This window comes from Marinobacterium jannaschii DSM 6295 (assembly GCF_000620085.1).
Lineage (GTDB): Bacteria > Pseudomonadota > Gammaproteobacteria > Pseudomonadales > Balneatricaceae > Pontibacterium > Pontibacterium jannaschii.
Genome location: NZ_JHVJ01000017.1, coordinates 161952 through 178249, shown reverse-complemented (window position 1 = coordinate 178249; position 16298 = coordinate 161952). Strand labels below are relative to the sequence as shown.

At 59.7% G+C, this 16298-nt stretch carries 12 protein-coding genes; 6 read left to right on the top strand and 6 right to left on the bottom strand.

Annotated features, from left to right (window positions below; translation table 11 throughout):
- The first annotated feature begins 133 nt into the window (after positions 1 to 133).
- The gene (locus tag Q354_RS0110200; RefSeq protein WP_036229298.1) at positions 134 to 1453 is read left to right on the top strand and encodes an HDOD domain-containing protein; all 1320 of its coding nucleotides are present in this window, start codon (positions 134 to 136) and stop codon (positions 1451 to 1453) included.
- A 65-nt stretch (positions 1454 to 1518) separates the two neighbouring features.
- On the opposite strand, the gene Q354_RS0110195 is transcribed toward Q354_RS0110200, so the two are convergent.
- A complete protein-coding gene (locus Q354_RS0110195) occupies positions 1519 to 3435 on the bottom strand; it encodes an ABC-F family ATP-binding cassette domain-containing protein (RefSeq protein WP_027857518.1) in 1917 nt (638 codons plus the stop codon).
- 22 nt (positions 3436 to 3457) lie between these two features.
- On the opposite strand from Q354_RS0110195, the gene Q354_RS27355 reads away from it, so the two are divergent.
- Both Q354_RS27355 and Q354_RS0110185 read left to right on the top strand, forming a co-directional pair.
- Positions 3458 to 3967, top strand: coding sequence for a TIGR02444 family protein (locus Q354_RS27355; protein WP_051560037.1), 510 nt, complete (start codon positions 3458 to 3460; stop codon positions 3965 to 3967).
- A 67-nt stretch (positions 3968 to 4034) separates the two neighbouring features.
- On the top strand, positions 4035 to 4748 hold the full coding sequence (locus Q354_RS0110185) for an FKBP-type peptidyl-prolyl cis-trans isomerase (protein ID WP_027857517.1): 714 nt from the start codon (positions 4035 to 4037) through the stop codon (positions 4746 to 4748).
- A gap of 67 nt (positions 4749 to 4815) precedes the next feature.
- Here Q354_RS0110185 and Q354_RS0110180 read toward each other — a convergent pair whose 3' ends face one another.
- Both Q354_RS0110180 and Q354_RS0110175 read right to left on the bottom strand, forming a co-directional pair.
- A complete protein-coding gene (locus tag Q354_RS0110180; RefSeq protein WP_245601020.1) occupies positions 4816 to 5808 on the bottom strand; it encodes a WD40 repeat domain-containing protein in 993 nt (330 codons plus the stop codon).
- Between the two features lie 13 nt (positions 5809 to 5821).
- Positions 5822 to 6298 (bottom strand): Rsd/AlgQ family anti-sigma factor, encoded by a 477-nt coding sequence (locus tag Q354_RS0110175; RefSeq protein WP_027857515.1) that lies wholly within the window; start codon positions 6296 to 6298, stop codon positions 5822 to 5824.
- A 208-nt stretch (positions 6299 to 6506) separates the two neighbouring features.
- Here Q354_RS0110175 and Q354_RS0110170 point away from each other — a divergent pair, with 208 nt between their 5' ends.
- Positions 6507 to 6905 carry a flagellar basal body-associated FliL family protein gene (locus tag Q354_RS0110170; protein ID WP_051560036.1) on the top strand — a complete coding sequence of 133 codons (399 nt, stop codon included), beginning with the start codon at positions 6507 to 6509 and terminating at the stop codon, positions 6903 to 6905.
- Positions 6906 to 6964: 59 nt separating this feature from the next.
- On the opposite strand, the gene gshA is transcribed toward Q354_RS0110170, so the two are convergent.
- The 3 genes from gshA to pyk all read right to left on the bottom strand — a co-directional run bounded on the left by gshA (position 6965) and on the right by pyk (position 12501).
- Complete coding sequence (gene gshA, locus Q354_RS0110165) at positions 6965 to 8530, bottom strand: glutamate--cysteine ligase (protein ID WP_027857513.1); 1566 nt, start codon at positions 8528 to 8530, stop codon at positions 6965 to 6967.
- An 85-nt stretch (positions 8531 to 8615) separates the two neighbouring features.
- On the bottom strand, positions 8616 to 10901 hold the full coding sequence (locus tag Q354_RS0110160; RefSeq protein WP_027857512.1) for a Tex family protein: 2286 nt from the start codon (positions 10899 to 10901) through the stop codon (positions 8616 to 8618).
- A 163-nt stretch (positions 10902 to 11064) separates the two neighbouring features.
- A complete protein-coding gene (gene pyk, locus Q354_RS0110155) occupies positions 11065 to 12501 on the bottom strand; it encodes a pyruvate kinase (RefSeq protein ID WP_027857511.1) in 1437 nt (478 codons plus the stop codon).
- Between the two features lie 126 nt (positions 12502 to 12627).
- Between pyk and Q354_RS0110150 the strand changes: the two genes are divergently transcribed.
- Together Q354_RS0110150 and Q354_RS0110145 are read left to right on the top strand one after the other, a co-directional pair.
- Positions 12628 to 14895, top strand: a complete 2268-nt coding sequence (locus Q354_RS0110150; RefSeq protein ID WP_051560035.1) for an ATP-binding protein — start codon at positions 12628 to 12630, stop codon at positions 14893 to 14895.
- Entirely contained in the window at positions 14892 to 16262 is a 1371-nt protein-coding gene (locus Q354_RS0110145; protein WP_051560034.1) for a sigma-54-dependent transcriptional regulator, read from the top strand. The genes Q354_RS0110150 and Q354_RS0110145 overlap by 4 nt, the downstream gene beginning before the upstream one ends.
- The last annotated feature ends 36 nt before the right edge of the window (positions 16263 to 16298 follow it).

Genomic DNA, 16298 nt, shown 5'->3' with positions numbered 1-16298 from the left:
ATGAAATATTTGCTCTATTTCGATACAGTCCTGCCGATACAAAGTGATCAGCGCCGAAAGGGCTGAGACTCGAATACATGAACCTGCCTCTATGGAGGTTCGTCCGACAGGGTAATATGAGGGAGTTGGGAAATTGTCTGTAGGCGTTCAGAAACCTGCTGCAACCTGCGGTGATGACAGCGTCAGGCTGGTGCTGTTGCATGATTCACAGGGAAAAATGCTGGCATTGCTGCCTCAGGCCGCGTTACTGAACCTGGCTGCAGTCTGGAAGCAGACCGGTCGTAGCCTGCAGCCTGTCAGGACAGATGATGCGCGGCGTTTCTTTGGCCAGGAAGGGCTGCGGCAGCAGACCGGCCAGCGCAAGCTGCTGTCGCTACCGATGCTGATCGATCCCCGCTGTGCCGATATTGGCGATATCGCTGTTTTCGAACCGTTCTCCGCGCTGAATTTCCGTGCCCATAGCAACTGGTGCCGCAGTGCCGAGCGCTGCGAACTGGGCCTGTCGACCGACCAGATCCGAGCCGGTCAGCCTCAGGGCAGTGATGAAGAGCTGATCTGTCACGCAGTGGAGAAGTTCACTGCGCTGCGGGTTAAACAGCGGCTGGAAGATACCCTGAACCTGCCATCCCTGCCGACCACGCTGCAGAAGATCGTGGTGCTGCGTTCCGATCCGGATGCCGAAGTCGATGATCTGCTGGCGGTGGTGCGCCTGGACCCGAGCCTGGCGGCGCAGGTGATGAGCTGGGCAGCATCGCCGTACTATGCGGCACCGGGTGAGATCGACTCGATTGATGATGCCGTGATGCGGGTGCTGGGCTTCGAGCTGGTGGTTAATATGACCCTGGGTACTGCGCTGGGGCAGATGCTGGATGTGCCTGATGAAGGCCCGCGCGGCGGTACGCCATACTGGCTTCAGGCCGTCTATACCGCGACCCTGACAGAGAAACTGTGCCGGATGATGCCGCCGTCCAAGCGCCCGCGTCCAGGCCTGGCCTACCTGTCCGGATTGCTGCACAACTTCGGTTATCTGGTGCTGGCGTACCTGTTCCCGCCTCAGTTTGCCCTGCTGTCGCGTTATATCGAAGCCAACCCGCATATCAACAGCTGGGTGGTGGAGCAACAGATCCTGAATGTGACCCGGGAGCAGATCGGAGGCTGGCTGCTGTCCAACTGGTCGCTGCCGGATGATGTCTGTGACGCGATCCGCTATCAGCACTGTATCAACCCGGAAGGTGAATACAGTCCCTATGAGCGCCTGCTGTACCTGGCTAGTCGCTTATTACGTGACAAAGGCCTGAGTGACGGCCCGCTGGAACCGCTGGCAGATGAACTGTTTGAGGAGCTGGGGCTGGATGCTAAGCGGGTATATAAGATGCTGGATGGCCTGCTGTCCGAGGATGAGGCGATCCGTGACCTGACCGAGACGCTGGCCAATAGCCGCCTCGACAGTTGATCCCTGTGACTGAACAGAAAAGGGCTGCCATCGGGCAGCCCTTTTTCGTTTGGCCCTGGCCAGGGTTACAGCTCCAGCTCGGCTTCCAGTGCCTCCAGCTCTTCCTGGGCTTCCAGCCACTGCTCTTCGGTTTCGCCGCTCTGCTGTTTCAGGCTGGCCTGCTGCTGCAGCAACTGTTTCAGCTGTTCCTTACGGGCATCCTCATAGATGTCATTATCCGACAGCCGGGCTTCCACTTCGGTTAACTGTTCCAGCTGTTGCTCCAGCTGCTGCTCCAGCTTTTCCAGCTTTTTCTTCAGCGGTCGCAGCTGGTTGCGCTTTTGCGCCGCAATGCGCTTGGCTTCCTTACGCTCGGCGGCGCTCTGGGAACGGTTTTCGCGTTCTGCCGGCTCCGCCTGGGCCTGCTGCTGGCGACGCTGTTCCATCAGCCAGCTCTGATAGTCATCCAGGTCGCCATTGAAAGGCTCAACCCGGCCGTTGGCGACCAGCAGGAATTCATCCACGGTATTGCGCAACAGGTGGCGGTCATGGGAGACCAGAATCAGTGCACCTTCAAAGGACTGCAGCGCCATGGTCAGGGCATGGCAGACTTCCAGATCCAGATGGTTGGTCGGTTCGTCCATCAGCAGCAGATTGGGCTTCTGCCAGGCGATCAGCGCCAGCGCAACCCGGGCCTTCTCGCCGCCGGAGAAACGCCGTACCGGTTCCAGTGCATCATCCCCGATAAAGCCAAAGCTACCGAGGTAGTTACGTACCTCCTGATCCGATGCCTGCGGCGACAGGCGCTGGATATGCAGCAGCGGCGAGGCATCCAGATCCAGAGCCTCAAGCTGGTGCTGGGCAAAGTAGCCCACCTTCAGGTGTTCGCCGCCGCGGCGTTCGCCACAGCGCAGTGGCAGGTCGCCCACCAGCGATTTGATCAGGGTGGACTTACCGGCACCGTTGGGGCCCAGTAAGCCGATCCGGGCACCGGGAACCAGACTGAGGGAGATGCCGCTGAGGATCGCCTTGTCGCTGTAGCCCAGTTCGGATTCGCGAATCTGCAACAGTGGGTTGGAGACGCTTTCCGAGGTATGGAAGCTGAAGCTGAACGGGCTGTCGACATGGGCCGGGGCGATCTTCTCCATCCGCTCCAGCTCTTTCAGCCGGCTCTGGGCCTGCTTGGCCTTGGTAGCCTTGGCGCGGAAGCGACGGACGAAGTTCTCTATCTCGCCGATGCGGACCTGCTGTTTCTCAAATGCCGCCTGTTGCTGGGCCAGGCGCTGGGCGCGCATCACTTCGAACTGGGAGTAATTACCCTTATAGATATCCAGTTTCTGGTTGTAGAAGTGGACGATATGGCCGGTGACATTGTCGAGGAAATCCCGGTCATGGGAGATCAGGACGATGGTGCCCTGATAAGCGCGCAGCCATTGTTCCAGCCAGACGGTGGCATCGAGGTCCAGGTGGTTGGTGGGCTCATCCAGCAAGAGCAGGTCAGACGGGCACATCAGGGCCTGCGCGAGGTTAAGGCGGATACGCCAGCCGCCGGAGAAATCGGATACCGGGCGCCGGTCATCGCCATTGGCAAAGCCCAGCCCGGCCAGTAACTGCTGGGCGCGGGACTCGGCCGTATAGCCGTGCAGGTTATCCAGCTCGGCATGCAGTTCGGCGGCCCGGTGATGGTCTTCGCGGGCTTCGGCAACGGCCAGCGCCTGCTGTACCTGACGCAGGGTGTGATCGCCGTCCAGCACATAGTCCAGTGCCGTGCGGTCGCTGCCATGTACTTCCTGGGCCATATGCGCGATACGCAGGCCGGCAGGCAGTTGCAGGTCACCCTGATCCGGATGTAACTCGCCCAGTATCAGTTTGAATAATGAGGATTTGCCAACCCCGTTGGCACCCACCAGGCCGACCTTCCAGTTGGAATGGATGGTTAGGTCGGCCTGGTCTAGCAGCACCTGGGTGCCGCGTTGTAAGCTAAGCTGCTGTAACTGAATCATAGCGACGGATTTTATCACAGCCATGCAACTACAAAACGCACTCTGGGACTATGCACTGGATCTTTATGCCCGGCCCGGGGTGACCGCGGCCTGTCTGTCATTGCAGCAGCAGGGTTTAAGTATCAACCGCTTGCTGTTCTGCTGCTGGCTGGGAGAGCAGGGACGGTTGCTGCAGGGGGCATGCGGCGCGGACGCATTGCACTGGCAGCAGCAGATTACCCATCCGCTGCGGGCGCTGCGCTATCAGGTACGGGCACGGCAGCAGGATGAGGGCTATCAGCCCTGTTATAAGGCGCTGCGCCAGGCCGAACTGGCCTGCGAACAGGTCGAGCTGGCATTGTTGCATGCCAGTGCCGAAGCCCTGCCGATACAGCCGGGGATCGGGCTGGCGGCAAAAAACATCAAAAATTACCTCTGCGATGCAGGCATCCCGATGGATCATGCTATGCTGGCGGACATTAAGGTTGTGCTGAATGCAGCGGATGCGGTGCCGGAAAACTGGCCTGATGCGCTGAATGCAGCAGGGAAATGAACTTTATTGATCTATTGGCTACTAACTAACAGCCTATATTTCCGGACATTTTGACAAGGATCCGATCATGAAAAAAATCATGCTGGCCGCTGCACTGGCGGCGACTGCACTGACCGCACCTGTTGCGATGGCCTACGAGCTGAAGAGTGAGGAACAGAAGCTGAGTTACAGCCTGGGCCTGATCCTTGGTGAAAAGCTGCGCGTTGACTTCAAGGAACTGGATACCGATGCCTTTCGTCGCGGTGTCGAGTCAGTCTACAGCGATGGTAAGCCGCTGCTGACCCAGGAAGAAGTGCAGGGTGTGATGCAGGCATTCCAGCAGAAGAAGATCGAGGAACAGCGTCAGGCATTCGCCAAACAGGCGCTGCAGAACCTTGAGAAGGGTCAGGCCTATCTGGCCGATAACGGTAAGAAAGACGGCGTCAAAACCACCGATTCCGGTCTGCAGTACCAAGAGCTGACCGCAGGTGCAGGCAGCAGCCCGGCGGTAACCGACACGGTACAGGTTCACTACCGCGGTACCCTGGTGGACGGTACGGAGTTTGACAGCTCTTACTCCCGTGGCGAGCCGGTATCCTTCCCGCTGAACGGCGTTATCCCGGGCTGGACCGAAGGTCTGCAGTTAATGAAAGAGGGTGGCAAGAGCCGCCTGGTGATCCCTTCCGAACTGGCCTACGGACCGGGTGGCATGGGCAATGCGATCGGCCCGAACGAAACACTGGTGTTCGAAGTCGAGCTGCTGAAGATCAATCCTTCCGAGGAAGCGGCCAAAGCTGAATAAGCTGGCGCCCAGATACTGAAACGGCCGCTGATGCGGCCGTTTTTTTGTGCTGCTGTCAGCGACAGGGCTATTTCAGTACGTTCATGATGCCGTTGGAGCCGAGGGCGAAATATTTCTTACCCGTGGCAAAGCCTACCGCATAGACACCGGTATCGACCGGACCATACTGATCCCGCTTATGAGCGCGCCAGCGCCGTAACTCGGTTCCCTTGCGCACATCCCACAGCTGCACCAGTCCGGACGCCGTACCCGTCAGCAGCTTGTTACTGTCGGCGGAGAAGCGGGCGCTGAGGTAGCTGACCCGTTTCGGAAACCAGTCGTTGTTACTGGCCAGGGTTTTCAGCACCTTGCCACTGTTGGTATCCCAGATAACCGCCTTATCCAGGCTGCCGGAACTGAAGGCGTAACGGCCATTGGGCGACAGTGCGACGGTGTCGACCACATTCCCAAGGCTCAGCTCATGTAGCGGCTGGCCGCTCTCCAGGTCCCACAGCCTGGCTTTGTATTCATCGTCCCCGGTCAGCACCAGGGTGCCATCATCACTCAGGTCGACGCTGCGCACCCGGGCCTGATGGCGGAAGGTCTTCTTCACGCCGCCGTTCTTAACGTCGAAGTAAACCGCCGTATGATCCGCCAGTCCCAGCAGGGCATAGTCGCCGTTGCGGGACAGGTCGATATCGAGGATTTCGGCCGGCGAGCTCCAGAACCCTTCGGACTGGCCGCTGAGTACGTTCCACAGCACCAGGTCCTGCTGGTTCGCAGTGACGGCATAGGTTTCTTCGGGAGAAAACGCAGTGGCGGCGATGATACTGAAGCCACCGGCCTGGTGGTTCCAGTTGTATTTGCGGGCGTGGTTGCTCAGTTGCCACAGGCTGCCGCCGTGGTTGAACGAACCCAGCGCAGCGTAGTTACCCTTGTCGGAGATTGCCGCGCTGTATGAGCCTTTCAGTGCATATTCCCTGAAGCTGTCCGGGTCGTCGCCGCTGACGCAGCCGGTCACTGCAAATGCGCTAATAAGACTCAGGGTCAGGCGCTTCATGTGCCTGTAGTGCCTTGTCATGCAGACTGTCCTGTTATTGCTTTTCCAGCACCAGATTGCGATGAGAGTGGTGCAGGACCTCAATCATCTGGTCTTCCAGTTCAAAGCGTTCTTCCAGGCTTTCACCCAGCGCGGAAAGGGTATCAGCGAATTCGCGTACCTGCTGCAGGGTGGTTTCCTCAAACAGCGAGTAGCGGTCATTAAAATCCAGTGCCGCATCGGTGCTGACCTGAATTTTCGGGAACAGGTGCTGAGCCTTTTCCAGGCTGCCGTCATTAAAGTCGCTGCCTTCGCGCAACAACTGTTCGTACACCTCGAAATGGCCCGAGGAGAGGTAATCCACCAGAATCTGGCAAAAATGCTGAACCCGTTCGGCCAGCCCGTTACCGACTTCGGTTTCCGGCAGATGTACAAACAGGCTGATAAGTTCCTGTCGCTCTTCCAGCCAGTGGTCAATGATGTCGCTGACACCACCCCAGCGCTCTTTAGCGTTACGGCATTTTTCCAGCATGGTGCGCCTCCTTTCAGATTTGTTATCGGCACTGCTGACATAATATGCGTAACGCCAACTCAGGCGCAACAGGCGTAAGACTGTTGAGCCTCGCGCTGGCAGGGTATACTTGGCGAAACAGGCTCAAAACTGTTTCCTGAGCTATAACAGTTGTTAACCCTGCTTTACAGACCGATCTAACCACTGCACAGGAAGGCCGAGGGACCCTATGCTGAAACGACTGATTGCCCTGTTAATCTTTGCGCTGATGCTGCAGCCTGCATGGGCTGAAGAAGCATCTGTTCCGGATGACTATGTAAACTATATTGAGCTGAAGCCCTTTGTGGCGAACTTTGGTGGCCCCGGTAAATCACGGTTTGTAAAGTGTGAAGTCACTATTCAGGTCAGCACCCCAGCGGCGCATCACGCTGTTAACTACCATATGGCACAGATCCGTAATGATATTGTTTTTCTGCTCAGCGACCAGACGGAAGAGTCACTGAAGACGGTGAAGGCACAGCAGACGCTGGCGCAGAAAGCGCTGAAAATTGTCCAGGATGTATTGGTGATGGAAGAGGGGGAAGCCTTTGTCAGCGACCTGTTCTTTACCAGTTTTGTGACCCAGTAAGGGATCGGACAGCATAAAAAAGGCCGCGAATGCGGCCTTTTTTTGTGGCGGGCGGAGGCTCAGCTGGCGTGGTATTCCGCCAGGTACTGCTCAAAGCTGATCCGGTCGGCGGCTTCGATCTCTGCCTGATCCTGCAGTGAACGGTCTGCTGTCTGCTGCAGGTATTGCTGCTGCTCGGCTGATATAGGATGGTCCAGCAGCTGCTGGCGATGTGCCTTGTTCTGGGCCATCACAAACTGGTTGTAGCTGATCTGCTGCTGTTGCAGCGTAGCCAGCACCTGGGCGGACGGCGTCAGGCTGCTGTCATCCAGCTTTGCCTGCTGGGCGGTGACGGCATCGGCATAGCGGCTGCTGTTGTCGATACGGTCCATCATCTGCGCCACCTGGCTGATCTGCTGTAACAGACGGGAGCCCAGCTGGGGCAGCTCGATTTCGCCACCCTGCTGCTGCAGTTTCAGGCCCGGCTCGCGCCCGCGGGTGACCACCAGATTATTGTTCTGCTGGATCATCTGGCATTCGACATCACTGATCTCACCGTCATTTTCCAGCAGGCAGGTGATCAGGATCAGGTCGAGGAAGTCAGCCTGGAGCTGGTCGATACCCAGTGGCAGGAACGGGTTGATATCCGTATTGCGGACTTCGATATACTCCACGCCCCGGGTCTTCAGCGCATGGATCGGCTTCTCACCGGATTCAGTCACCCGTTTCGGACGGATATCGCTGTAGTACTCGTTTTCGATCTGCAGCACATTGCTGTTGAGCTGGCGGTATTGGCCATCGACTTTCACTCCCATCGCCTCATACGCCGGGTATGGGGTGGCGATCGCCTTCTGCAACGAGTCGACATAGCTGTCGAGACGGTTGAAGCAGATATTCAGTGAGGCCTGTGCCTTATTGGAGTAGCCCAGGTCACTCATGCGCAGTGAGGTGGCGTAGGGCAGATACAGGGTATCCTGATCCAGTTCCTCCAGCTGGTGGGGCTTACCCGCCAGGAAGGACTTGCACAGCGCGGGTGATGCGCCAAACAGATAGAGCAGCAGCCAGGAGTAACGGCGGAAGTTGCGGATCAGCGAGAAATAGGCGGCCGAGCGGAACTCCTGCAGGCTGCCTGTATCGCCACAGTAGCGCTGATAATGCGGCCACAGCGCTTCCGGCAGCGAGAAGTTATAGTGAATCCCGGCGATGGTCTGCATCATCTTGCCGTAACGGTGTTCCAGCCCGACACGATAGACATGCTTCATGGTGCCGACATTGGAACTGCCGTAGCGGGCGATCGGGATCTGCTTCTCATCCGGCATATGGCCGGGCATGCTGGCGCACCAGATCAGTTCATCCTCCAGCTTCTGAAAGCTGAACTGATGCAGCTCAGTCAGGAACTGCAGAGCCTCACCGGATTCCTTGAAGACCGGAGTGATAAACTCCATCAGGGCTTCAGAGTAGTCGGTGGTGATATGGCCGTGTGACAGTGCCGAACCCAGCGCGCGGGGATGATCGGTCATCGCCAGCTCGCCCTCAGCATCGACCCTCAGGCCCTCTTTTTCGATACCGTGGAGGATGCCTTTGAGTAGCGGGGCCAGGCCCTGCGCAGTCAGCCATTCCAGCTTCTGTTCGAGTGCTGCAGACAAGTTATCGTCCTTTCGTTCGAGTGCAAAATTCGCCCATTATAGTGGAGCGTTTGGAAAAAAACCGCTCCGTAACGGACAGTTGTGTTTAACGTTTCAATCCTGCGGCAGCCAGTATGTCGCCCAGGGTCCCGGTCTTGGTTGCAGGTGCCGGCTTGGCGCGGCGTTTTTCCGGCTGCTGGCCGCGGGGCTTGGCCGCTGGCGGCGGGGCCTCAGTGGCGCCGTGTGCGGCCTTCATGCTCAGGGCGATACGGCGGCGTTTAAGGTCAACCTCCAGTACCCGTACCTGGACAATATCCCCGGCTTTGACCACTTCATGGGGATCTTTGATAAAGCGGTTGGCCAGGTGGGAGATATGCACCAGGCCGTCCTGGTGTACCCCGATATCGACAAAGGCGCCGAAGTTGGTGACATTGGTGACCACCCCTTCCAGCTGCATATTTACTTCCAGGTCCTCCGGCTTCTCGATGCCGTCGCTGAAGCGGGCGGTCTTGAACTCGCCTCGCGGATCGCGGCCCGGCTTATCCAGCTCGCTCAGGGTATCGGCGATGGTGTAGCTGCCAAACTGATCGCTGCTGAAGCGGCCGCTGCGTAATTTCTCCAGCTGCTGGCTGTTACCGACCAGCTGCTCCACAGGGCACTGGCAGTAGGCCGCCATCTGCTCCACCAACGGGTAGGCTTCCGGATGCACTGCGGAGTTGTCGAGGCTGTTGTTGCCGCCCCGGATACGCAGGAAACCGGCGCACTGCTCAAACGCCTTGGGGCCAAGGCGGGGCACTTTCAGCAGCTGTTTACGCTGCTCGAAGCGGCCGTTGTCATCGCGGTAGGCGACGATATTCTGTGCCGTGGTGCGGTTGAGACCGGCGACCTGAGTGAGAAGTTCCACCGAGGCCATATTGACGTCAACGCCGACATGGTTGACGCAATCCTCCACCACATTATCCAGCGAGTCGCTGAGGGCACTCTGGTCGACATCGTGCTGGTACTGGCCGACCCCGATCGCCCGGGCCTCGATCTTGACCAGCTCTGCCAGCGGGTCCTGCAGGCGGCGGGCAATAGAGACCGCGCCGCGAATCGAGACATCCAGCTCGGGGAACTCCTTGGCGGCCAGTTCGGAGGCGGAGTAAACCGAGGCACCGGATTCGCTTACCATCACGGCGGTCATGGCCAGTTCCGGCAGCTGCCGGGTCAGTTCCTGAGCCAGTTGCTCGGTCTCGCGGGAGGCGGTGCCGTTGCCGATGCTGAGCAGTTCAACGTTGTGCTTGCGCGCCAGCTTACCCAGGGTGGCCAGGCTCTGGTCCCACTGTTTCTTTGGCGCATGCGGGTAGATGGTGGCGTGTTCCAGCATCTTGCCGGTGGCATCCACCACCGCGACCTTAACGCCGGTACGCAGGCCCGGGTCCAGCCCCATCGTGGCGCGGTTACCGGCCGGAGCCGCCAGCATCAGGTCTTTCAGGTTGCGGCCGAATACCCGGATCGCCTCGGTCTCGGCCTGTTCGCGCAGGCGCTTAATCAGGTCGTTCTCCAGGCTGCCATGCAGCTTCTGTTTCCAGCACTGGGCGGCAGACTCGGCCAGCCAGGCATCGGCCGGACGCCCGTTATCGCGCAGGCCGAAGCTGCGCCTGATCTGTTCGACCGGGTAGAGGTTGTGTTCTTCCGGTGGCAGCAGGCTGAATTTGAGAATGCCCTCCCGCTGGCCGCGCAGTACGGCCAGGGCGCGGTGCGAGGGCATCTTCTGAATCTGTTCGTTGTAATCGAAGTAATCGCGGAACTTACTGCCCTCTTCGGATTTGCCGCGCACCACCCTGACGCTCAGCTGGCCGTTGCGCCACAGCCACTCGCGCAGCTGTGTCAGCAGTTCGGCCTGTTCTGAGAAACGTTCCAGCAGGATCTGGCGGGCGCCGTCCAGCGCCTTCTCGGCCGAATCGATGGCGGCTTCCGGGTTGAGGTACTGGCGGGCCGTTGGGGCCGGATCGAGCTGCGGGCTTTGCAGCAGCTGATCGGCCAGCGGCTCCAGTCCGGCCTCGCGGGCTTGCTGTGCCTTGGTGCGGCGCTTGGGCCGGTAGGGCAGATAGAGATCTTCCAGCCGGCCCTTGCTGTCGGCCTGCTGGATCTGTAGTTCCAGTTCGGGGCTGAGTCTGCCCTGCTGGCGGATACTGTCCAGCACCGTCTTACGACGATCATTCAGCTCACGCAGATAGCTCAGGCGCTGTTCCAGCTGACGCAGCTGGGTGTCATCCAGGGCCCCGGTGACCTCTTTGCGGTAGCGGGCGATAAAGGGCACGGTGGCTCCTTCATCGAGTAACTGAATCGTAGCGCTGACCTGTTGCGGGCGAACCTGGAGTTCGTTGGCGATCTGTTGTTCTAACTGCATGCTGGAGTCTCACTGGGCGGCGGGCGCACAGACGAATACTTAAGTATGGCTGCTGCGGGCGCCAGATGAATGCCGGATTGCGACCGGAAATTATGTCTGAGGGACTGATAAAACGAAACGTCCCGCGACCCGTCAGGGCGCGGGGCTTAGTCGAACAGGCTGATCAGCTGACCTGGATCACCTGCATGGAGTTGGTACCGCCCATGGTGCCGAGGCTGGCGCCGCGGGTGAGGATCACCAGATCACCGCTCTGCAGCTGGCCTTTGGCTTTCAGTCCGGCGATGACTTCTTCATTGAGCTTGCTCTCCGCGACGGCGGTGGCGTCGAAGAACATCGGCTCGACGCCGCGGTAGAGGGCCAGGCGACGCAGGGTGCGGTCGTTGCGGGTGAGGGCGAAAATCGGCAGGCCGGAACGGATACGGGACATCCACAGCGGGGTGGAGCCGGATTCGGTCAGGCAGATAATCGCTTTCACGCCCACCAGATGGTTGGCGGTATACATGGCGGAGCGGGCGATGGTCTCATCGAAACGTTCGCAGCGCTGGGTGATACCGGTCGGGCTGGGGCGGGAAAGCTGGTGTTTCTCGGCCCCCTGGCAGATCCGGGTCATCGCCTCGACCACCTCCACCGGGTGCTTACCGGCCGCCGTTTCGGCCGACAGCATCACCGCGTCGGTGCCGTCGAGGATCGCATTGGCGACGTCGAACACTTCGGCCCGGGTCGGCATCGCGTTTTCGATCATAGTCTCCATCATCTGGGTGGCGGTGATGATGACGCGGTTCAGCTCACGGGCACGCTTGATGATATGTTTCTGTACCCCGATTAGCTCGGCATCACCGATCTCAACTCCCAGATCGCCACGGGCCACCATCACACCGTCACTGGCGAGGATCACATCATCCAGCGCTTCGTTGCTGGCAACAGTCTCGGCGCGCTCTATCTTGGCGATGATCTCGGCCCGGCTGCCGGCGGCTTCCAGCAACTGACGGGCTTCGCGCAGGTCGTCACCGCTGCGCGGGAAGGAGACGGCGACGTAATCCATATCGATCTCGGCTGCCACCAGAATATCGCGCTTATCCTTGTCGGTCAGGGCGGCTGCGGACAGGCCGCCGCCCTGTTTGTTGATGCCCTTGTTGTTGGACAGGGCACCGCCGATCAGCACTTCGGTGTGGACCTTGTCGCCGTCCACGGCAGTGACTTTCAGCTGGACCCGGCCATCGTCCAGCAGCAGGATGTCGCCGGGGGCGGAGTCCCGTGGCAGGTCTTTATAGTCAAGGCCGACCTGGTGCTGGTCACCGGCGAGGTTGTCCAGGGTGCTGTCGAGGGTGAACTGATCGCCAGGCTCCAGCTGGATGCGGTCATTGTGAAAACGTGCGATACGGATCTTCGGTCCCTGCAGGTCGCCCAGCACGGCGATTGCCAGTCCCAGTTTGCGTGCGGCTTCGCGGACTTCGCTGGCGCGGCGGCGGTGGTCATCGGCGCTGCCGTGGGAGAAGTTCAGGCGGACGGTGTTGACGCCGCTGCGCAGCAGCTGCTCCAGCACGCCGGGTTGATCGGTGGAAGGGCCCAGGGTTGCAACGATTTTTGTGCGTTTCAGCATGACAGTTCCTGCTCGAAGGGCTAGACGGATCACTCCGTGACGTTTGAGCTGTATAAGTTATGGGGCGGGGATAGCTATTTCAAGTTGCTATTTCAAGTTATCTGACCTGCATTCATAATAATCGCCATGGACACTAAACACTTCGCACAGAGTCACTGGCAACGCCACCGCTGGTCGATCACCCTCTGCTTACTGATTCTGTTTGCCCTGGTGGTGGGGCAGGCGGCACAGATCTCACGCCAGAATGCGCTGGATGATCTGCAGCACCGGGCGCAGACCGACCTCAACCGCTACCTGCTGAATCTGCAGCAAAAGCTGGAGCGCTATGCCGATCTGCCCAGCCTGCTGGCGACCCATACCACCCTGCAGCAGGTGCTGCTGCAGCCGGACGATCCGGAAGTGCGGCGGCGTGCCAGTGTCTACCTGGCCCAGGTTCAGGCCACGATTCAGGCGTCCGATGTGTATGTGATGAGTGCGGAGGGCCACACCGTCGCCGCCAGCAACTGGATGCGGCTGCGTTCGTTTATCGGCCGTAACTTCGCTTTCAGGCCCTACTTTAAGGACGCCATCGAAGGCCGGCCGGGGCGTTACTTCGCCCTTGGCTCCACCTCACGCAAGCGCGGCTACTACTTCTCCTACCCGGTCTATCAGCGTGAGCAGATCACCGGCGTCATCGTGGTTAAGATCGACCTGAATGAGATCGAGTCGGACTGGAGTGATGCCGGGCGGGATATCCTGGTCACCGACGAAGACGGCGTGATCTTCATCTCCACCCGCAGCGACTGGAAGTTCCGTACCCTGCATCCGCTGGCGCCAGAGGATATGCAGCGTATTGTCGAGAGTGCCCGCTACCAGAACCACGAGCTGGTGGCACTGGATATCCTGCACCGGCGTGAACTGAATGACGGTGCCGAGCTGATCACCTTGATGGAGGGGGAGGCGATTGAGAATTCGGCGCTGGACGGCATCGATGCCCGCCAGTACCTGCTGCAGAGCCGCGAGCTGGACGATACCGGCCTGACGGTATCGATTCTCGCCAGCCTGAAGCCGGTGCAGCGGCAGATGTATAACACCACCGTACTGACGGCTGCGGTGTTTCTGTTGCTGGTGGTGCTGGCCGCCTTTCTGATCAGCCGCGAGCGTATCCAGCGCGAACGCACCCGCTTTAAGCAGCAGCGCACCGCCGCGCTGGAGGAGAGCGAGGCGAGGATCAGGGCGGTGATCGACAACACCTGGGCGGGACTGATCACGCTGGATGACCAGGGCCGGATCGATTCCTTCAATACCACCGCCGAAAAACTGTTTGGTTATCAGCAGGATCAGGTGCGCGGCCAGTATTTCAGTATGCTGTTTGCCGAGCAGGACCGGCACCGCTGCTGGGAGCAGATCGAGTCGCCGGCGGGGCAGGAGGCGCTGCTGGAAGCGCAGGCCTGTCACTGTAATAAATTCCTGTTCCCGGTCGAGCTGGTAATCGGTCAGATGCAGGTGGGCGGCTTAAAACGCTTTATCCTGACGGTGCACGATATCACCGAGCGTAAACGCTATGAGGAGCAGCTCAAGCGTGCCCGCGAGGAACTGGAGCTGCGGGTGGAAGAGCGCACTGGCGACCTGACGCTGACCAACGAGCGGCTGCGGGCCGAGATGGACAAGCATAAGGATACCCAGAACCAGCTGATTCAGACTGCCAAGCTGGCATTACTGGGACAGATGTCAGCCGGTATCAACCATGAGCTGAACCAGCCACTGACGGCGATTCGCGCTTATGCTGAAAACGCCCGGGCCTTCCTGGGGATGGGTAAGTCGGAAACGGTGGAGGGCAACCTGACCGAGATTGCCGGGCTGACCGAGCGGATGGCTAAGATCATCCACCCGCTGAAGGAGTTTTCGCGCCAGAGCTCCGGCCAGCCGGAACCGGTGTGCCTGAAAACCGTCTCCGACGGCGCCATGTCGATTATGTATGGTCGCCTCGATAAGCAGGCGGCGCAGATCAACTGGCCCGAGTCGCTGCAGCAGTTCTATGTGATGGGAGATGTGGTGCGGCTGGAGCAGGTGGTGGTGAATCTGATCAGCAACGCCCTGCAGGCGATGGAGGGCATGCCGCAGAAACAGATCGATATCAGCCTGCTGCAGCAAGAGGATGAACTCTGCCTGCAGCTGCGGGATCACGGCCCCGGAATTCCCGATGATGAGCTGGATATGGTGTTCGAGCCGTTCTATACCACCAAGAAGTCCGGCCAGGGGCTGGGTTTGGGGTTATCGATCTCGCACCGTATTATTGCCAGCCTGAATGGTACACTCAGCGCCAGCAACCATCCGCAGGGTGGTGCCGTATTCTCAATGACCCTGCCGCGGGCACAGTGTCCGCAGGCCAACAATATTCAGGAATCCACATGACCGAGCCAACGCAGTCCGACAGCCGCCTGCCGATTATTCTGGTGGATGATGAGAAGCATATCCGGCTGGCAGCAGGGCAGACGCTGGAGCTGGGCGGCTATGAGGTGACCGTGCTGGAACGCGCTGAGCCGGTACTGGCGCAGCTGGATGAAGCCTGGCCGGGGGTGGTGGTGACCGATATCAACCTGCCGGGCATGGATGGCCTGGCGCTGATGCGGAAAGTGCATGAGATCGATCCTGACCTGCCGGTGATCCTGATTACCGGCCATGGCGATATTTCCATGGCGGTAACCGCGATGCGGGATGGCGCCTATAACTTTATCGAGAAGCCGTTCAGCTCGGAACTGCTGCTGGATGTGGTGCGCCGGGCGGTGGAGAAGCGTGCCCTGACCCTCGAAAACCGCCAGCTGCGAGAGGAGCTTGAAGCCCAGAGCGCGCCGGGACCGAAGATTATCGGCAGCGCCCCGGCGGTGATTCAGATGCGGCGGCTGGCCGGGACCATCGCTGATGCCCCGGCGGATATCCTGATTCTCGGTGAGACCGGCACCGGTAAGGACCTGATGGCGCGTTATATCCACGAGCACAGCTCGCGTCGCGAGCAGAATTTTGTTGCCATCAACTGCGGTGCGGTGCCGGAAAACCTGATCGAGTCGGAGTTGTTCGGCCATGAGAAGGGCGCCTTTACCGATGCCAGCAGCCGCCGGATCGGTAAGTTCGAGTATGCCAACGGCGGCACCCTGTTCCTCGACGAGATCGAGAGCATGCCGATGACCCTGCAGATCAAGCTGCTGCGGGTACTGGAGGAACGGGCGATCGAGCGCCTCGGCTCCAACCAGCTGATCCCGCTGGACCTGCGCATTATCGCCGCCACCAAGGTCGACCTGCGCGAGATGAGCGAGCGCGGCGAGTTCCGCGAAGACCTTTATTACCGCCTCAATGTGGTACGGCTGGATATTCCGGCCCTGCGTCAGCGTCGCGAGGATATCGCCTTGCTGTTCCAGCACTTCACCCTGGTGGCGTCCAACCAGTTCGGCCGCGAAGCCGTGCCGCTGTCGGCAGAGCGGATGCACAGCCTGATCAGTCACGACTGGCCCGGCAATGTGCGTGAATTGCGTAACCTGGCGGAGCGTTATGTGCTGCTGGGCGAGGGCTGCACCTTTGACTTCGATAACCGTCCGATCACTGAGGATGCGACCCAGCTGACCCTGCCGGAACAGGTGGAACGGTTTGAGAAGATGCTGATCCATGCCGAGCTGGAACGTCACGGCGGCTCGATCAAGGATACCCAGGCCAGCCTCGGTCTGGCGCGCAAGACTCTGTATGACAAGATGAAGAAATACGACCTCGACAAGGCGGACTACAAGTAGGCCGCAACGCGGGCTGCGCGCAGCAAGCGGGTTAGA

Excerpts from the sequence above, each read along its gene's own strand:
- pyk (WP_027857511.1), bottom strand. The coding sequence starts at position 12,501 with ATGCTGAAACGCACAAAAATCGTTGCAACCCTGGGCCCTTCCACCGAT.
- Q354_RS0110180 (WP_245601020.1), bottom strand. The coding sequence starts at position 5,808 with ATGACAAGGCACTACAGGCACATGAAGCGCCTGACCCTGAGTCTTATT.
- Q354_RS0110185 (WP_027857517.1), top strand. The coding sequence starts at position 4,035 with ATGAAAAAAATCATGCTGGCCGCTGCACTGGCGGCGACTGCACTGACC.
- Q354_RS0110145 (WP_051560034.1), top strand. The coding sequence starts at position 14,892 with ATGACCGAGCCAACGCAGTCCGACAGCCGCCTGCCGATTATTCTGGTG.
- Q354_RS0110150 (WP_051560035.1), top strand. The coding sequence starts at position 12,628 with ATGGACACTAAACACTTCGCACAGAGTCACTGGCAACGCCACCGCTGG.
- Q354_RS0110195 (WP_027857518.1), bottom strand. The coding sequence starts at position 3,435 with ATGATTCAGTTACAGCAGCTTAGCTTACAACGCGGCACCCAGGTGCTG.
- Q354_RS27355 (WP_051560037.1), top strand. The coding sequence starts at position 3,458 with ATGCAACTACAAAACGCACTCTGGGACTATGCACTGGATCTTTATGCC.
- Q354_RS0110160 (WP_027857512.1), bottom strand. The coding sequence starts at position 10,901 with ATGCAGTTAGAACAACAGATCGCCAACGAACTCCAGGTTCGCCCGCAA.
- Q354_RS0110175 (WP_027857515.1), bottom strand. The coding sequence starts at position 6,298 with ATGCTGGAAAAATGCCGTAACGCTAAAGAGCGCTGGGGTGGTGTCAGC.
- Q354_RS0110170 (WP_051560036.1), top strand. The coding sequence starts at position 6,507 with ATGCTGAAACGACTGATTGCCCTGTTAATCTTTGCGCTGATGCTGCAG.